This is a genomic window from Luteimonas sp. Soil_N_1 (genome assembly GCF_057656255.1).
On the sequence record NZ_JBDGKS010000003.1, the window covers coordinates 57,806 to 74,170 of the forward strand.

Annotated in this window: 15 protein-coding genes; 4 read left to right on the forward strand and 11 right to left on the reverse strand. The window is 67.0% G+C overall.

The features are described 5' to 3' along the window. Positions 1–71 precede the first annotated feature (71 nt). Entirely contained in the window at positions 72–605 is a 534-nt protein-coding gene (locus AC3A4E_RS16045) for a DUF1190 domain-containing protein (protein WP_487632692.1), read from the forward strand. 1 nt (position 606) lies between these two features. Beyond that, a complete protein-coding gene (locus AC3A4E_RS16050; protein WP_487632486.1) occupies positions 607–1,788 on the forward strand; it encodes a glutathionylspermidine synthase family protein in 1,182 nt (393 codons plus the stop codon). Between the two features lie 28 nt (positions 1,789–1,816). On the opposite strand, the gene AC3A4E_RS16055 is transcribed toward AC3A4E_RS16050, so the two are convergent. The 3 genes from AC3A4E_RS16055 to AC3A4E_RS16065 all read right to left on the reverse strand — a co-directional run bounded on the left by AC3A4E_RS16055 (position 1,817) and on the right by AC3A4E_RS16065 (position 4,655). Further along, a complete protein-coding gene (locus tag AC3A4E_RS16055; protein ID WP_487632487.1) occupies positions 1,817–2,113 on the reverse strand; it encodes a DUF2782 domain-containing protein in 297 nt (98 codons plus the stop codon). A gap of 71 nt (positions 2,114–2,184) precedes the next feature. Beyond that, positions 2,185–3,849, reverse strand: a complete 1,665-nt coding sequence (locus AC3A4E_RS16060) for a TPM domain-containing protein (RefSeq protein ID WP_487632488.1) — start codon at positions 3,847–3,849, stop codon at positions 2,185–2,187. A 23-nt stretch (positions 3,850–3,872) separates the two neighbouring features. After that, positions 3,873–4,655, reverse strand: a complete 783-nt coding sequence (locus AC3A4E_RS16065) for a DUF3667 domain-containing protein (RefSeq protein WP_487632489.1) — start codon at positions 4,653–4,655, stop codon at positions 3,873–3,875. A gap of 218 nt (positions 4,656–4,873) precedes the next feature. Here AC3A4E_RS16065 and polA point away from each other — a divergent pair, with 218 nt between their 5' ends. Next, the gene (gene polA / locus AC3A4E_RS16070; RefSeq protein ID WP_487632490.1) at positions 4,874–7,615 is read left to right on the forward strand and encodes a DNA polymerase I; all 2,742 of its coding nucleotides are present in this window, start codon (positions 4,874–4,876) and stop codon (positions 7,613–7,615) included. A gap of 316 nt (positions 7,616–7,931) precedes the next feature. On the opposite strand, the gene AC3A4E_RS16075 is transcribed toward polA, so the two are convergent. From AC3A4E_RS16075 to AC3A4E_RS16110, 8 genes are all read right to left on the reverse strand, one after another. Beyond that, a complete protein-coding gene (locus AC3A4E_RS16075) occupies positions 7,932–8,612 on the reverse strand; it encodes an RluA family pseudouridine synthase (RefSeq protein ID WP_487632491.1) in 681 nt (226 codons plus the stop codon). A 4-nt stretch (positions 8,613–8,616) separates the two neighbouring features. Further along, on the reverse strand, positions 8,617–9,528 hold the full coding sequence (gene hemF / locus AC3A4E_RS16080; protein WP_487632492.1) for an oxygen-dependent coproporphyrinogen oxidase: 912 nt from the start codon (positions 9,526–9,528) through the stop codon (positions 8,617–8,619). A 62-nt stretch (positions 9,529–9,590) separates the two neighbouring features. Continuing rightward, entirely contained in the window at positions 9,591–10,067 is a 477-nt protein-coding gene (locus tag AC3A4E_RS16085; protein ID WP_487632493.1) for a hypothetical protein, read from the reverse strand. 87 nt (positions 10,068–10,154) lie between these two features. Continuing rightward, on the reverse strand, positions 10,155–10,730 hold the full coding sequence (locus AC3A4E_RS16090; RefSeq protein WP_487632494.1) for a hypothetical protein: 576 nt from the start codon (positions 10,728–10,730) through the stop codon (positions 10,155–10,157). 63 nt (positions 10,731–10,793) lie between these two features. Beyond that, positions 10,794–11,132: a hypothetical protein gene (locus tag AC3A4E_RS16095; protein WP_487632495.1), complete on the reverse strand. Its 339-nt coding sequence runs from the start codon at positions 11,130–11,132 to the stop codon at positions 10,794–10,796. A gap of 8 nt (positions 11,133–11,140) precedes the next feature. Further along, positions 11,141–11,977, reverse strand: a complete 837-nt coding sequence (locus AC3A4E_RS16100) for a hypothetical protein (RefSeq protein ID WP_487632496.1) — start codon at positions 11,975–11,977, stop codon at positions 11,141–11,143. 229 nt (positions 11,978–12,206) lie between these two features. After that, positions 12,207–12,659 carry a hypothetical protein gene (locus tag AC3A4E_RS16105; RefSeq protein WP_487632497.1) on the reverse strand — a complete coding sequence of 151 codons (453 nt, stop codon included), beginning with the start codon at positions 12,657–12,659 and terminating at the stop codon, positions 12,207–12,209. Further along, positions 12,656–13,441, reverse strand: a complete 786-nt coding sequence (locus AC3A4E_RS16110) for a hypothetical protein (RefSeq protein WP_487632498.1) — start codon at positions 13,439–13,441, stop codon at positions 12,656–12,658. The genes AC3A4E_RS16105 and AC3A4E_RS16110 overlap by 4 nt, the downstream gene beginning before the upstream one ends. 229 nt (positions 13,442–13,670) lie before the next feature. Between AC3A4E_RS16110 and AC3A4E_RS16115 the strand changes: the two genes are divergently transcribed. Then, complete coding sequence (locus AC3A4E_RS16115; protein WP_487632499.1) at positions 13,671–16,352, forward strand: protein kinase domain-containing protein; 2,682 nt, start codon at positions 13,671–13,673, stop codon at positions 16,350–16,352. The last annotated feature ends 13 nt before the right edge of the window (positions 16,353–16,365 follow it).

Here is a 16,365-nt window from a genome sequence, read left to right on the forward strand (position 1 = left end):
GGGCATCATGTCCGGCCGGACACACGCAACACACGGAGCAGGACATGACGGACGCCACCGGCAAGCGACGCATCAAGCGTTCGAAGACGACGGCCCTGCTGTTGATGGGCACCGCGCCGTTGCTGTTCAGTGCCTGCCAGCGCACCGCGCCGGTGGAAGTGCAGGACGGCCTCTACACCTCGGTCGAGACGTGCGCGCAGGCTGTCGGCGACACCGCCACCTGCCGCATCGCGTTCGAGCAGGCCAAGCTGCAGTCCGCCGACACCGCGCCGCAGTACAGCAGCCGCGCCGCTTGCGAAGCCGAGTTCCCGGCCGAGGAATGCGTCGAGCAGAAGACCTCGACCGGTCATTCCTTCATCGGTCCGCTGATGGCCGGTTTCTTCCTGTCGCAGATGATGGGCGGCAACCGCGCCGGTCTCGCCCAGCAGACGCCGCAGGCCTCGCCCGCGTTCCGCGACAACCGCCAGGGCTGGTTGCGCCCGAATGGCGCGCCGGGCGCCGGTCGCGCCGGCATGGCGCCGGTGTCGGCGACGCCGGACCGTGCGGTGACCGCGAATCGTGGCGGCTTCGGCCGCTCGGCCAACGGTCGCAGCACCGGCGGCTGAGGTGCGGCGCGTCGCAATCGTCGAACGCGGCGACTGGCAGGCGCAGGCCGCCGAGTGCGGCTTCCGGTTCCACACCATCGACGGCGCCCGTTACTGGGATGAGCGCGCGTACTACGCGCTCTCGATGGCGCAGATCGAGCACGACCTCGAAGACCCCAGCGTCGAAGTCCACCAGATGGCGATGGGCATGGTCGACGAGATCGTCGAGAGCGATGCGCTGATGCAGCGCCTCGCGATTCCGGAAGGCTTCCGCGACTGGATCGCCGAGAGCTGGCGCAAGCGCGAACCGCATCTCTACGGCCGCCTGGATTTCGCCTACGACGGGAATGGGCCGGCCAAGCTCTACGAGCTCAATTACGACACGCCGACCTCGCTGTTCGAAGCCGCGTTCTTCCAGTGGCAGTGGCTCGAGGACCAGCGTGCCAGCGGCCGTCTGCCGCGCGACGCCGACCAGTTCAATTCGATCCACGAAGCGCTCGTCGACCGCTTCGCCGACCTCGCGTCGAGCCTGCCGCCGCCGCTGCTGTTTGCGGCTGTGCGCGACTCGGAAGAAGACCAGGGCACGATCGCCTATCTGCGCGATTGCGCATCGCAGGCCGGCCTGCACGGCGCGGCGATCGCACTGGAAGACATCGGCCTGTCCGAAGACGGCCGCTACACCGATCTTGACGACACGGTGATCGGTGCGCTGTTCAAGCTGTATCCGCTCGAGGACCTGTTCAACGACGACTTCGGCCGCGCTTTGCCCAGATCCGGCCTGCGCCTGATCGAACCGCCGTGGAAGGCCGTGCTCAGCAACAAGGGCCTGCTGCCGCTGCTGTGGGAGCGGCATCGCGGGCATCCGAATCTGCTTGCGGCCGAGTTCGACACCGGCGGCGACCTGCCCGCCGGCTGGGTGCGCAAACCGCTGCACTCGCGCGAAGGCGCGAACATCGAACTGCACCTGCCCGACGGCCAGCGCCTGCACAGCGATGGCCCCTACACCGGCCCGAGCATCCGCCAGGCCGCGCATCCGCTGCCGGCGTTCGATGGCCACTACCCGATGGTCGGCAGCTGGATCGTCGGCGATCACGCCTGCGGCATCGGTATCCGCGAAGACGACTCACCGATCACCCGCGACAGTGCGCGCTTCGTGCCGCACGCGATCGTCGAAGACGGCGCGCCGGCCACGTTCTACGCCTGATCAACCGGGCGTACGACGCGCGACCGGTTTACCAGCCGAACAGCCTGAAATAGGTCTGCGGCACGTCGTCGCGGTCGCCGTCGATGCTGCCGTCGCCGTCACGGTCGTAGAGGAAGTACGCCGGACCGCGCGAAGGCACGACCTGTACTGCGCGCAGCTGGCCCGCGATGCGGTACTCGGTGATCTGGTCACCGTTGGATTCGGTGCGGGTCACCTGTTCGGCATCGGCGGGCACGCCCTCGGGCATACCGGCACCGCCGGACGTCGCGCAGGCGGTCAGCCCCATCAGTGCGATCGCGAGCGCGGCGTGTCGTAAGACGGACATGGCGTTTCTCCTGCAGGTGGGAAGCCAGTATGCGCGCAGGGTGTGGAGCCGCCGTGCGCGCGCTACGGCGCTCACTGCAGCGGGTCGTAGCTGAAGAGCCACAGCTGCGCATTGCCCTGCTGCACGCCGGCGCCGCTGTGGAACTGGCCCGCCGTGGTGAGCTCGCCGACGAAGGTGTAGCGCTTGCCGGCCTCGAGTCGGCCGCCGGGCATCAGCTGTTCGGTCTGTGGCTGCATGTACAGCGTGACCTCGCTGCCGTCTTCGGTTTCCACGGTGATCGCCCGCCAGCGGCCGTCCTTGACGATGGCCTCGTTGACCTTGAACTGCGCCGGCGCCGGCTGGAGATCCCGGACGGTCGCGGTGAAGCGCACCAGCGAACCGATCGCCTGGTCGCGCGCATCGTCCCAGGGCCGGCCGGCCGCGCGCTCGGCCTGACGCGCGGCGGTGAAGTCGAGCACTTCCCGGATGTCGTTGAAGCGGATCTGGAACGTACGTCCGCTGCCCGTCAGCACCCGCATCTGCGACTCGACGATGTTGAGCAGGCTGCGGGTGAAGACACCGCAGCCGTCGGCGTCCTGGCAGTCGCGCTGCCACACGTCGGCAGTCCAGCTGTCGAACTGCGTGACCGGATCGCCGAATTCCAGCTGCTTGGCGACGCCGGGCGCATAGGCCACCGCCGAAGTGCCCTGGTTTGGCGCGACGACGAAGATGCCGCCATTGCCGAGGTCCAGCTTGCCGATCCGCAACTGCCGCATCATCGCCCAGGCATAGTCCTGCGCGTTCATGCCATGCAGGTCGTCGACCACCAGCAGCGCCAGCTCGATGCCCTGCTTCTGCGCAAGGTCGTAGAGCGCCGTATCGAGGCCCTCGAGCAGTCCGGGATCGAGCCGCCCGGTTTCGTCGACGACGAAACGCCCGTATTTGAAGGGAATGGTCTGCGCGGATGGCGTCGGCAGTCGCACGGATGCACTACGCGGCGGCGGTGCTGCCTGGGGCGGTGCGGTGCCCGTGCCGGTACCGGCCTGGCAGTCGGCGCGGCCCGCCTGGCTGCAGGCTTCCATCCAGCCATCGCCGATCGCCGCAAGACGGTCGCTGCGCGCGGGATGGGTCGCGGTCACGTGGTCGGCGCCCAGCGATGCCATCGCGCTGCGCGCATCGGCCAGGCTCGCGCCCATGCGCTGCAGCACGAAGCCGCTGAACTTGTCGGCTTCCAGCTCGATCGGCGGCTGGCTGCCGGTGCCGGTGATCGTGTGGCCCGACAGGTGATGGCCGATCTCGTGCGCCATGATGCTGACCGGCGCCCAGGGATTGTCGTTCGTCGCCGCGCGCACCTCGCCGAGGAAATTGCGGTTGAACGCGATCACGCGCTGCGGAATCTTCTGCTCGTCGAACAGGATCACCGCCGCCGCGTTCGCGACCGGACCTTCAGTCACGACGAAGTTCTGCGGCAGGCCGGTGAAGCCCATCACCTGTTCGACCATCGAGCGGCAGTCGGCCGGCGCGTCGCCGGTCAGCGTCGCCGGATCGAGCAGTTCGGGACGGCCGTCGTAGGAGCAGGCCTGCAGCGTCGATGCGAGTTGCTCGACCAGCTCCGCGCGACCGGGCGTGTCGGCCCCGGCGGACGCGGCGGACGCAGGCGGCGCGGCCTCACGATCCCCGCAGGCGGCCAGCAACAAGGCCAGCGGCAAGACCGCAGGCAACGGACGGAACGAGCGGGCAGAAAAACGTCGGGACATGGCCATTCCTCTGGCGGCGTGGATCAGGGCGTTTGCGCGTAGACGATCGCAACGATGAGATGGGCGTAGGCGCGTCGCAGCAGCCAGTCGATCGCGATGAACACGACCAGCGCGAGCGCCAGGCGCCACCACTCGCGGCGCAGGTCGAGTTCGAAGAACTGCCGGAAAGCGAGGGCCAGCACCACCGCCTTGACCGCGTACATGTACCACTTGGCAGCCTCGCGCCACGGCAGCACCAGCGCGGGGTCGCGCATCGCCAGGAGCGGCAGCTGGTTCACCAGATTCAGCACGATGATCACCGCCGATGCGTACGCGGCCAGCACCATGTGCTCGACCAGGTTGTAACGGCGCCGCCCGAACACCAGCACCGTGCTGGCGACCACCGCGAAGAAGCCGAGGGTGAAACTCCAGTTGGCGTAGCGCTGCATCATCGCCATCGCATCGCGATAGTCGGCGCCGCCGACGCGCAGGAAACCGCTCGCATTGAGCACCAGCAACAGCAGCGCGACGCAGACCAGCAGCAGTTTCAGCGGGTGCACATGACGGACGCGCGCACCCGCCACGTATTCGCGGGCCACGGTGCCGGGGCGCAGCAGCAGACGGCCGGCAGTGCGCGCGACTGACAGTTCGAACAGCCGCCACTTCTCCCAGGTTTCCCGGCGCAGATCGCCCAGCTGCAGGCGCTGCGCCACCTTCTGGCCGCACTGGCTGCAGTAGGGGCCATCACCCCATGCCGCGCCGCAATTGCGGCAGACGGTGCCTGCTGTCCAGTCGGTCGCGGGCGGCACACCGTCCGGACGCGTCATCGGCGGTACCACGCGTCCGGGCCGCGGATGGCGTGACACCGGTGATTCGACCAGCCCTGGCAGGACATTCCCATACAGACTCCCCGTATGGGCCGGATTATCGCGACGAGATGTTCGGATTCTGTCAGTGCGCGCCGGTCGCGGCCCCGCGCCACGCGGCCGCATCCGGCGCTCCGGTTCGAACGCGGCGCGAACGACGGACCCCTTAGAATCCCCGGATGACGAAACGCCTCATCCTGATCGACGGGTCCTCGTACCTGTATCGCGCGTTCCACGCGCTGCCCCCGCTGACAAACGCAGACGGTGAACCTACCGGCGCGCTGTTCGGCATCGTCAACATGCTGCGCGCGACCTTGAAGGAAGCGCCGGACTTTGCGGCCTTCGTCGTCGATGCGCCCGGCAAGACCTTCCGCGACGATCTCTACGACCAGTACAAGGCCAATCGTCCGCCGATGCCCGACGAGCTCCGTGCGCAGGTCGAACCCATGTGCACGATCGTCGAGGCGCTGGGCTTTCCGATCCTGCGCGTTGCCGGCGTCGAGGCCGACGATGTCATCGGTACGCTGGCGCTGCAGGCCGCGGACGCCGGCATCGACGTGACCATCTCCACCGGCGACAAGGATTTCGCCCAGCTGGTGCGCCCGCGCGTGACCCTGGTCAACACGATGAGCGGCAGCCGCATGGACAGCGACGACACCGTGCGCGAGAAGTTCGGCGTCCGCGCCGACCAGATCGTCGACCTGCTCGCGTTGATGGGCGACAGCATCGACAACATTCCCGGCGTGCCGAAGTGCGGGCCCAAGACTGCGGCGAAGTGGCTGACCGAATACGAATCGCTCGATGGCGTGATCGCGAACGCAGGCAACATCAAGGGCAAGATCGGCGAGAACCTGCGCGAGGCGCTGCACCAGCTGCCGCTGAGCCGTGAGCTTGCGACGATCAAGACCGATGTCGCGCTCGATGGCGGCCCGGAAACGCTGATCCTGCGGCCGCGTGCGATCGATGCCCTGCGCGTGCTGTACGCGCGCTATGGCTTCGGCCAGGCGCTGAAGGATCTTGACGCTGCGGGCGGTACCGGCGCTGCGCCTGCAGGCGCAGCCGCGATCGCGATGCCCGCGCCGCCGTCGACACTCGATCCTGCGCTGTCGGTGCCCGGCGAGTACGAGACGGTGATGACGCGCGAACAGCTCGATGCCTGGGTCGCGCAGCTGCAGGCCGCCGACGCGTTCGCGTTCGACACCGAGACAGACGCGTTGGATGCGATGCGTTCGGGCCTGGTCGGTCTGAGCTTCGCGATCGAGCCGGGCCGCGCTGCCTACATTCCCGTCGGCCACAACTATCCGGGCGCACCGGCGCAGTTGGATCTCGCGCTGGTGCTCGATGCATTGCGCGGCGTCCTCGAAGACCCGGCGAAGCGCAAGCTCGGCCAGCACGGCAAGTACGACATCCATGTGCTGCGCCGGCATGGCGTCGACGTGCGCGGTTACGCAGATGACACGCTGCTGGAAAGTTTCGTGCTCGACGCCGGCATCGCCCGCCACGATCTCGACTCGCTCGCCAAACGCCACCTCGGCATGGACACGATCAAGTTCGAGGACGTGGCCGGCAAGGGCGCCAAGCAGATCTCGTTCTCACAGGTCGCCATCGACGACGCGTCGAAGTACGCCGCCGAAGATGCCGACATCACCCTGCGGCTGCACCGGGTCATGAAGCCGCGGATCGAGGCCGATGCGGGCCTGGCGCGCGTGTACGCCGACATCGAGATGCCGCTGGTGCCGGTGCTCGCGCGCATCGAAGCCAATGGCGTGCGCGTCGATGCCGACGAACTGCGCCGGCAGAGCGCGGACCTGTCCAAGCGCATGCTCGCCGCGCAGCAGAAAGCGACCGAACTTGCCGGCCGCACCTTCAATCTCGATTCGCCCAAGCAGCTGGGCGCGTTGCTGTTCGACGAGCTGAAGCTGCCGGCGGTCGTCAAGACGCCGAAGGGCCAGCCGAGCACCAACGAGGAAGCGCTGGAGGCGATCGCCGACCAGCACGAACTGCCGCGCGTGATCCTCGAATACCGCGGCCTCGCGAAGCTGCGCAGCACCTACACCGACAAGCTGCCGGAGATGATCAACGCCTATACCGGCCGCGTGCACACCAGCTATCACCAGGCGGGCGCGGCGACGGGGCGGTTGTCGTCGTCGGATCCGAACCTGCAGAACATTCCGATCCGCACCGATGACGGCCGCCGCATCCGCCGCGCCTTCGTCGCACCGCCGGGCCGCAAGCTGATCGCCTGCGACTACTCGCAGATCGAACTGCGGATCATGGCCCACCTGTCCGAGGATCCGGGCCTCGTGCGCGCGTTCGAATCGGGCGTCGACATCCACCGCGCAACGGCGGCCGAAGTCTTTGGCCGACCGCTGGAGGAAGTCACCGGCAACGAGCGCCGCGCGGCCAAGGCGATCAACTTCGGCCTGATGTACGGCATGAGTGCCTTCGGCCTGGCGCGCAACCTCGGCATCGGCCGCGGTGAGGCGCAGGACTACATCGCGCTGTATTTCTCGCGGTACCCGGGCGTGCGCGACTTCATGGACCGCACGCGGCTGCAGGCGCGTGAGACCGGCTTTGTGGAAACCGTGTTCGGCCGGCGTCTGACGCTGGACTTCATCCAGAAGGGCAACCCCTCGCAGCGCGCCGGCGCCGAGCGCGCCGCGATCAATGCGCCGATGCAGGGCACGGCGGCGGACATCATCAAGCGGGCGATGATCACGATCGACACTTGGATCGCCGACCACGCGGATCGCGCGAAGATGATCCTGCAGGTGCACGATGAACTGGTGTTCGAAGCGGATCTGGATTTCGTCGACACGCTGCTGGCCGAGGTCGTGACGCGGATGACCAGTGCTGGCGAACTGCGGGTGCCGCTGGTCGTCGACAGCGGCATCGGCGACAACTGGGACGAGGCGCACTGAGCCCGTTCGACCACCGGAAATGTGCCGTTTCTGGCGGCACCGGTCGGCAGGCGGATGCCGGGTAAATCCGGCCTGAATCCAACAGAAAATTAACCGGAATCTTCACGATCCATCCATCCCCGGAATGGTCTTATGTCCCTCGACAGATGCAAGGTCTGTCGCCAGATCGCTTCCTTCCCCTGGAGTGATCGACCGGAACCATCAGGCGTCTCCCCGCGCCCGGTTCCCCGAGCCCCGTAGGCCCCCCCTGCCTGCGGGGCTTTTTTATGTCCGGAATTTGCCGCGCCGGTGGTGGAGCGCGCCTGCCGACGAAGCGTCAGAACGGAACCGGACACGCGATGCGCAGCGACGCGCCGGTCACCGGATGCGACACGGTCAGCGATCCGGCGTGGAGCAGCAGGCGCGGCGCACGCGCGCAGGCCTCCGGCGTGGCGTAGAGCGCATCGCCGAGGATCGGGTGACCGATCGCCTGCAGGTGCACGCGCAGCTGGTGGGTGCGGCCCGTATCGGGTGTCAATGCGAGGCGGGTGCAGGGCGTGCCGTCGGCAGCCCGCGTGCGTGACAGGACCTGCCAGTAGGTGCGGGCGGGCTTGCCGGTCACCCGGTCGACCTGCTGGCGCGGCCGGTTCGGCCAGTCGGCCTGCAGCGGCAGGTCGATCGTGCCGGCATCCGCGTCGGGCCAGCCGTCGACGACGGCGACGTACTGCTTGTCGACACGGCGTTCGGCGAACGCATCGCCGAGCGCGCGCTGCATGTCCAGGCCCCGTGCCAGCACGATCACGCCCGAGGTCGGCTGATCCAGCCGGTGCACCACGCGCGCGTCAGCCCATCGCGCGAGGACACGGGTCGCGAGGCAGTCCTGCTTGTCCGCACCACGGCCGGGCACCGACAGCAGGCCGCTGGGCTTGTCGAAGGCCAGCAGGTGATCGTCCGCGTGGAGTATCTGCAGGCCGTCGGGCGCGACGTCCGGTCGGGTGGCGTCGTCGGACGCGCTCACTGGATCAGGCCAGCTCGGCGAGCCAGTCGCGCGGACGCAGATAGTCGGCCAGGCGCGCCTCGTCGCTGCCGGCCGCCGGGCTGAAGCCGTACTCCCAGCGCACGCGTGGGGGCAGGCTCATCAGGATCGATTCGGCGCGGCCACCCGACTGCAGGCCGAACAGGGTGCCGCGGTCGTAGACCAGGTTGAACTCGACATAGCGGCCGCGTCGGTACAGCTGGAACTCGCGCTCGGTCTCGCCATGCGGCGCATGCTTGCGGCGTTCGACGATCGGCAGGTAGGCATCGAGGAAGCCGTCGCCGACCGCGCGCATGTAGGCGAAGTCGTTGTCGAAATCCCCATGCAGATCGTCGAAGAACAGGCCGCCGACGCCGCGCGTCTCGTTGCGGTGCTTGAGGAAGAAGTAGTCGTCGCACCACTGCTTGTGCGCGTCGTAGCGCGCCTGACCGCCGAAGGGTTCGCAGAGGTCGCGCGCGGTGCGGTGCCAGTGCAGCACGTCCTCGTCGACCGGATAGAACGGCGTCAGATCGAAGCCGCCGCCGAACCACCAGGCCACGGTCTCGCCGTCGCGCATCGCGCGGAAGTGGCGCACGTTGGCGTGGGTGGTCGGCAGATGCGGGTTGTGCGGATGGAACACCAGCGACACGCCGCAGGCGCGCCACGAGGCGCCGGCGAGTTCGGGCCGGTTGGCGCTGGCCGACGGCGGCAGTGCCGTACCCGACACATCGGAGAAGCCGATGCCGGCCTGTTCGAACACCGCGCCGTCGCGCAGCACGCGGGTGCGGCCACCGCCGCCTTCGGCGCGCTGCCACAGGTCTTCGACGAAATGCGCGCGGCCGTCGGCGCCTTCGATCGCATGGCAGATCCGGTCCTGCAGGCCGGTCAGATAGTCACGGACGGTGTCGAAATCGTTCATGCAACGCATTGTAGTTGGCGCCCGCCCCACGGCATTGATCCTGGTCAAATGCCGCGCGGCGCTCAGACGTGCGCCTGGCGCCAGGCTTCGAGCTTCGCCGAAAGCTCTGCCGCCTTGTGCCCGTAGGTGTCGGGCAGGGCGCCGTCGAAGCCGGTCAGTCCACGATTGACCCGGCGCAGGCGAGCTGCGGCGTCCACGTGGTCGGCGAAATCGATGCCGACCATCGTGTGCAGCCCCACGCGTGTCGGACCGAAGCGCACGACATCGCGCCAGCCCCAGCGGGTGACCCGGAACAGCGAGCGCAACTCGATGCCGTCGGCGTCGAGCCGCAGATGGTTCGCGCCGGGCAGCAGCGACACCAGCGCGACCAGCGCGCACAGCCCGAAGAATCCACCGCACAGCCCTGCGATCAGCAGATTGCGGTCGGCGATGCCGACCGCAATCCAGACGAACCCGACCGAGATCGCCAGCAGCGCGAGCATCTTCCACGGTGACGGCCGCAGCAACTCCGTGGACGGCAATGCGCCGGCGGCAGTCATGGCAGCGGGACGTTGGACACGGGACGGATGCAGCGGGCGGAAAATTTCGGGATCACGACTGCCGGGGTGGGACTGCGGGCCTACAGGCTACGGGACCGCGAGCAAGGGCGTCGAGATGCCGGATACGCGGTCCTGGACCGCCATGACCATGCCGGAAGCCGGCCCCGTCTCCGGTGTGACGTCATAGAGCCAGCCAGTCAGGGTCTCCACACCATCAATCCCGGCATAGGCCTTTGCAGAGGGCGGCCCGAAGATGGCTTCGACCTCGTCGAGCGACATGCCAGGGGCGAGTGCCTGCCAGTTGGCAAGCACCCGCCATGGCTGCGCATCGACGGGGAGACCGTCCCCGTCTGCACCCAGTCGCGCGACGCTGTAGTTGAACAAGCCCTGCCCATCCATGAACACGGCGATCATCCAGTCCCGACCGTTGCTGGACCGGAATTCGAGATCGCGTGTGCTGCCGGCGAGGCTCCGGTGGATGCGGGACCGGGCCGGCGTGCCGAGGACTGCTTCGACCTGATCGGGGGTCATCCCCGTCTTCAGGCGGGCGCGGACGTCCGGCTGCTTCCAGGCGTCGGGATCAACCGCCTGTGCATGGCTGGCGAACGTGGCGAAACAGGCTGCTGCGAGCAGCACGATAGTGGCGCGGACGCGATATCGCATCGATGTCTCCGGGGAGCTGACGGGTTGGGGAATCAGGGGCAGCGCGCCTGTGCGGATGCGCTGTCAGGCGAAGACCACGAACGTCACGATGGCCCAGACGATCGTGGCGACGACTGCGCCCACCCCGGTGATCAGCACCTGTTTCAGGGCGCCGCTCGGGTTGCCCTTGAACGCCAGTGCAAGCGTGCCGAAGAAGCCGACGAACAGGCCGGCCAACACGGACAGGATGCCGAGCGCCGGAATGATCGCGCCGGCGAACAGCACGCCGGACAGCACCTTGATGACGGTGGCGAGTCCGGCCGTGTCCCGGATTGCGGCTTCCCGCCGGGCCCTGCGCAGCGCGAGCTCCTGTGCCACCAGCCCTTCGCTGTCTTGCGGTGGCTGTACACCGGTGGGCGACACGGGGCCGTTCAAAGGGCACCGCCCAAGACGTCATCGGCCATGCAGTCGACACTCGTGCAACCAGATGCCGGCGCTTCCTGTGTCTGCACGGGCACGCTGCCGTCGGGACCGTAGTCGACGAGGACGCGGCCGCTCCGGTCGGTGATCCGCACCCGCGTCACCAGGGCATTTACCCGGCTGGCATTGAGGTCGGCGGACTGGGCGAAGAAGTAGACGCGCAGGCGCGGTTTGCTGTTCCAGTTGCCGCGCATCGCTTCGAGTTCGCGTGCCACGGCTTCATCGGCGACAGGCGCGAAGGCGACCTGCTCGTGATTGGCCCAGGCGTAGCTGAAGCTGCTGGCGTCGTTGAAGTAGCGATAGCCGCCCGGAGTCGAGAACTCGCCCACGACGAAGCCCTTGCGCTCGAAGTCGTAGCTCTGCAGGTCCGCGTTGTCGAGCTCCACCCAGCCGTAGGGTGTTGCGACCGCATCCGCGATGCCCTGCTCGAGTTGCGGTCGCAGGGCCTTGAGCAGATCGCTCCTGCGGAAGGCATCGCTGGTCTGCCGGTAGTCGCGCGAATGGGCTTCGGCCAGCTTGTCGAAATCGGGCGGCAGCTTCGACGCGGCAACGTAGAGGAACATCACCTGCTGGCCACTCTTGATCGACGGGTAGCTGTCGAGCGGCCTGGTCTCGTCCGCTGTGGGGAGCGAGGTGCGGCGGGCGGTGGCTTCAGCCTGCCTGACGGCCTCGCCCAGGGCGCCTGCCGGCGGCTGTGCGGGGTCGGACGCGGTGTCGTCCTTGTCGCCACAGGCGGCCAGAAGCAGGGCGCTGGCGAGTGTGAGCATGGACAGGCGGACTGGGGTCATACGGGTATCTCCGGAGCGTGGTGGATGGCAGGGGGTGTGGGGTGCGGCCGTTCTGCCCGGACACGTCCCGGCAGCTGTCGATCGGCGAAGGTGTCGTGCGGCGCCGGACGCGGTCGGGCGGGATGTCCGGCGCGCCGTTCCGGGCAGCATCCGGATGGGCGGCGACCCGCTTCACCGGCGCAGGTGGACGGCGCGACCGTTCGCACGCGATCCAGACGGGTCCGGGGACTCATCGGCGACCGCCATCAGGCGTGGCATCCGCCAGATAGGGCGCCGACCAGCCGGTAACACGTCCATCCGCGAGGTGGACGATGCCGCTGACGGCGCCCGCGAGATTGGCGGAGTCGATCTGCTGGTAGAGCATTGCCGTGATCTCGCCAGTCAGGGCGCCGGGGGTGCGCATCCGCTGTCCGGACGACGGCGGGCCGAGCAGTTCGACAACCTCCTGCTCGCGCATTCCCACACGCAGCTGGTTCCACTTCGCGGTGTCCTGCCATGCGAGGGATGCTGGAGACGTGCCGGTGGCAGGACGCCCTTCAAGCGCGGAGACGCGTGCCTCCAGGGCCGCCATCCGGTGCAGCAGTGCGCTGTTGTCCCCGTCGCCGGCGATCACGGTTCCGGACAGGAGAAATGATGCGGTCAGGGCGGCCGTGGACAGACCGATACGCAGGCGCGGACTCATCGGACGCTCTCCGGCTCGGCGTGCGGGCGGGGCGGCAGCAGCGTGCGCTTGACCGCCAGGCCGGCCAGCACCAGAGACGTGGCAAGGCACAGCCAGAAGCCCAGACCGATGCCCAGCATGTCGATGAGCTGGCTGGTCATCGCGCGTCCCATGCCGGCGTCGAACTGGTTCATGCCTCTGGACACGGCACGGACCGCGGCAAAGACGTCGAACCAGGGTTTGACCGTGGCGAACAACGGCAGCAGCAGTGCCAGCCACGCCCAGCGGCTGCGCCAGAACAGCGGAACCGCGATCGACAGGATGGCGAGCCAGGGCAGCACGCTGCCGCCGATGGCGCTGCCCAGCTGTTCCGACAGACGCGACAGGCCGACCAGCGAGTACGCCTGGCTGGGACCGAACAGTCCCTCGACCTTCAGATAGGAGAAGAACAAGGCAGATGCCGCGAACAGGCCATGGCAGATCAACAGGACCCGGCCGAGGCCGGAAACCTGTGCAACGACACCGCCCCGCGGCGAGCCCTGCCGGATCCCCTGAAGCGTTGCCGCCCCTGCTGTGCCGAGCCGGCCTGCGATTGCGCCTGCTTTTTCCTTGAGCAGGATGTCCTCCGCAACGCGTGCAACCGAGGCGAGCCGCTCGCCTTCGAACACCATCTCAATGGTCTGGTTGACGGCAGGCGCACTTTCGCTGCGCCACTGGGCGATCTCGAACGCGTGCTGCTGTGGTCCGGCGGCAATGAGTCCTTTGCCATCGCCGCCGTTGTAGTGAATGATCCTGCCTCGCATGGCGATTCCTCGACGGGGTTACCGGCGGTCGCCGGCGGGGCCGCAAATGTCGGCAAAGACGTTGCGTGCGGTCCCCACGACGCGGAAACGAAATTCAAACGGATTGCATCCCTTTGATTTAAAGGGGAATTCATGGCGCGTTGATTGCGCTCCATGCAAGGAGAAAGGGATGTCAGGGGATCGTCAACCAGTGGGGACGGCAGCGTCCTACGCGTGGTCGTTCGGTAAAATGGAATTCGATGAGGGGCGTTGGCAGCTGACCGTCGACGGCCTGCACGTCGAGCTGGAACGCAAGCCGCTCGAGGTACTGCAGTACCTGCTGCGGCATGCCGGTGAGGCGGTCACCAAGGACGAACTGCTGTCCAACGTCTGGGCCGGACGCATGGTTGTGGAAGCCGTGCTGACCAACGCAGTGGGCAAATTACGCAGGGCGCTCGGCGAGGACACGGGCGCGGTGATCGTGACACTGCCCCGTGTGGGTTACCGGCTCGAAGGCAAGATCAGCCGACGGGCTGTGGCGCACGTGCCGCCCGAAAGCCGCTTGTCGGCCGGCGACGCCGTCCCGCGACGCAGCCATTGGCTGCTGGAAGACGCGCTGGCGCGTGCCGGTGACAGCGAGGTATGGCTGGCGCGCCATGCCAAGACCGGACAGCAACGCGTCTTCAAGTTCAGTCTCGATGGCCAGCGGCTGACCGGTCTAAAGCGCGAGGTCACTGTTGGGCGGCTGCTGCAGGCGGCGCTCAGCGAACGGCAGGCGTTCGTGCAAGTGATTGACTGGGATTTCGAACAGTCGCCATTTTTCGTGGAGTTCGAATACGGCGGCGTCAGCCTGGACCGTTGGCGCGACGCAGACGGACGCGGTATCGAGCATCTGTCTCTGGAAGAGCGGTTGTCGCTGTTCGTCGAAGCGGTCGATGCGGTGGCGGCGGCGCATGCAGTCGGTGTGCTGCACAAGGATCTGAAGCCGGCGAACCTGTTGATCTACGGTACGCCCGGAGGCTGGCATCTGCGCGTCGCCGATTTCGGCAGCAGTGGGCTCTTCGACGCGGGCAGGATCGATGCGCTGGGCATCACCCAACTCGGCCTGACCCAGTCGCTGGCGGCACCGTCCGACAGTGGCACCCCTCTATATCTCGCACCGGAGGTTGTGTCCGGACAGGTACCGAGTATCGGCAGCGACATGTATGCGTTGGGCGTCATCCTCTACCAGTTGATCGTCGGTGACTTCCGCCGGCCGCTGGCGCCGGGATGGGAGCGCGACGTCGATAATGAGTTGTTGTGCGAGGACATTGCTGCTGCCGCCAATGGCGATCCGGCGAGGCGGCTCCAAGCCGCATCACTGCTGGCCGAGCGCATACGGGGTTTGAATGAGCGTAGACAGCAGCGTGCTCTCGAACAGGCAGTGCGCGCTCGCGTGGACGCTGGCGAAAAACGTCTGGCGCGTCAGCGTGCGCGGCGGCCGTGGATGCTGGCTGCAGCATCGCTGCTGCTGGTTGGGGCGATCAGTTCAGTGATTCTGGCCCAACGCGCACATCGGTCAGAGCTGCGTGCACAGGGCGAGGCTGAGCGGGCACAGACCAGCCTGCATGCGCAAACTCTTCTGAACAGCTTTCTCACTGACGACGTGATCGGGGCATCGTATCCCGACCGGAACGACGGTCGACAACCCACAGTGCGTGAAGCCGTGGACATAGCGGCGGCGCGAATCGAAGAGCGGTTCCGTGGGGATCCGGGGTCGGCAGGCCTGATGCACCTGGCCGTCGCACGCGCCTACAACGCGTTGGCGCAAGTCGAAAAGGCTGAAGCGCAGTACAGCGCCGCCGCTCACTTGCTGGAGCAGGCGTTCGGTCGGCAGGACGAGAGAGGCATCGATGCCCGATTGGGGCAGAGCCACGCGTTGATCGATCTGGGCCGATTCGACGAGGCAAGCAAACACCTTCAAGTCCTCGAATCGAGGATTGCGGGCGAAGTGCATTCCTCGGTCGATCTACGCTATCTCCTTGGCCACACGAAAGCATATCTGCACGAACGTCAATCGGACTACAAAGCGGCAGCGATCGAATATCGGAAATTGATCCGTTTGGGCGAGCAGGACACCGGGCTCGGGCGCGACAGATTATTGAAAACCCGCGCCGAACTGGGTCACGCGTTACTTGCGATCGGCGAGGTGGTCGAGGCGGAACAGCAGCTGCGACAGGCACTGTCCGGTCTGGAGGAAATCCATGGACGGCTCAACTCGCAGACGATCCAGGCGCGTCAGAATCTCGTGCAAGTGCTGATGCAGACTGGCGAGCAGGACACAGCCCTGGCTCAGATCGACATGCTCGAAGAGGACCTTATCCAGGTGCTCGGCACGCGGCATCCGCAGTTGGCCAACGTCAATACTCTGCGTGGGGTCGCGCTGGTTGCCGAGAATCGTTTTGACGAGGCCGCGCTCGAATACGGGAAGGCCAGCATCTTGTTTGCGGAGACGCTCGGCCAAGATTCGCCGTTTGCTCTGAATACGCTGCAATATCGTGGCGAAGCCTTGCGCTGGGCGGGGCGGTCAGCTGAGGCCGTGGAACTATTGCAGAAGAGACTCGACGATGCACATGGGATATTCGGCGACGCCTCACCTGCATTTGCCGAGTTTTCCATCATCTTGGCAATGTCCTATCTCGATCTGGGCATGCAGGAAAAGGCTCGCGCTCTGCTTCCGGGGATTCACATCGATGATGGGAAAATTGCCGAAGACGTAAACTCGCAACGGATTCCCTATGTGCGCCTGCTGGAAGGGCGGCTTAACGAGGCGGTCGGCCACTCAGCAGCGGCCTTGGAAAAATATAGAGCTTCGCTCGCGGCGCTTCCCGAGAACAGTGACTATTCGAAGGAAGTGCTTCGCCGTATATCGGACGTGGAGAGTGCGGGATAGAACAATGTGAGAA

Bases quoted from the DNA above. Each gene is read 5' to 3' on its own strand.
- AC3A4E_RS16055 (WP_487632487.1), bottom strand. From the start codon at position 2,113: ATGTCCGTCTTACGACACGCCGCGCTCGCGATCGCACTGATGGGGCTG.
- AC3A4E_RS16060 (WP_487632488.1), bottom strand. From the start codon at position 3,849: ATGTCCCGACGTTTTTCTGCCCGCTCGTTCCGTCCGTTGCCTGCGGTC.
- AC3A4E_RS16065 (WP_487632489.1), bottom strand. From the start codon at position 4,655: ATGACGCGTCCGGACGGTGTGCCGCCCGCGACCGACTGGACAGCAGGC.
- polA (WP_487632490.1), top strand. From the start codon at position 4,874: ATGACGAAACGCCTCATCCTGATCGACGGGTCCTCGTACCTGTATCGC.
- hemF (WP_487632492.1), bottom strand. From the start codon at position 9,528: ATGAACGATTTCGACACCGTCCGTGACTATCTGACCGGCCTGCAGGAC.
- AC3A4E_RS16085 (WP_487632493.1), bottom strand. From the start codon at position 10,067: ATGACTGCCGCCGGCGCATTGCCGTCCACGGAGTTGCTGCGGCCGTCA.
- AC3A4E_RS16090 (WP_487632494.1), bottom strand. From the start codon at position 10,730: ATGCGATATCGCGTCCGCGCCACTATCGTGCTGCTCGCAGCAGCCTGT.
- AC3A4E_RS16100 (WP_487632496.1), bottom strand. From the start codon at position 11,977: ATGACCCCAGTCCGCCTGTCCATGCTCACACTCGCCAGCGCCCTGCTT.
- AC3A4E_RS16105 (WP_487632497.1), bottom strand. From the start codon at position 12,659: ATGAGTCCGCGCCTGCGTATCGGTCTGTCCACGGCCGCCCTGACCGCA.
- AC3A4E_RS16110 (WP_487632498.1), bottom strand. From the start codon at position 13,441: ATGCGAGGCAGGATCATTCACTACAACGGCGGCGATGGCAAAGGACTC.
- AC3A4E_RS16115 (WP_487632499.1), top strand. From the start codon at position 13,671: ATGGAATTCGATGAGGGGCGTTGGCAGCTGACCGTCGACGGCCTGCAC.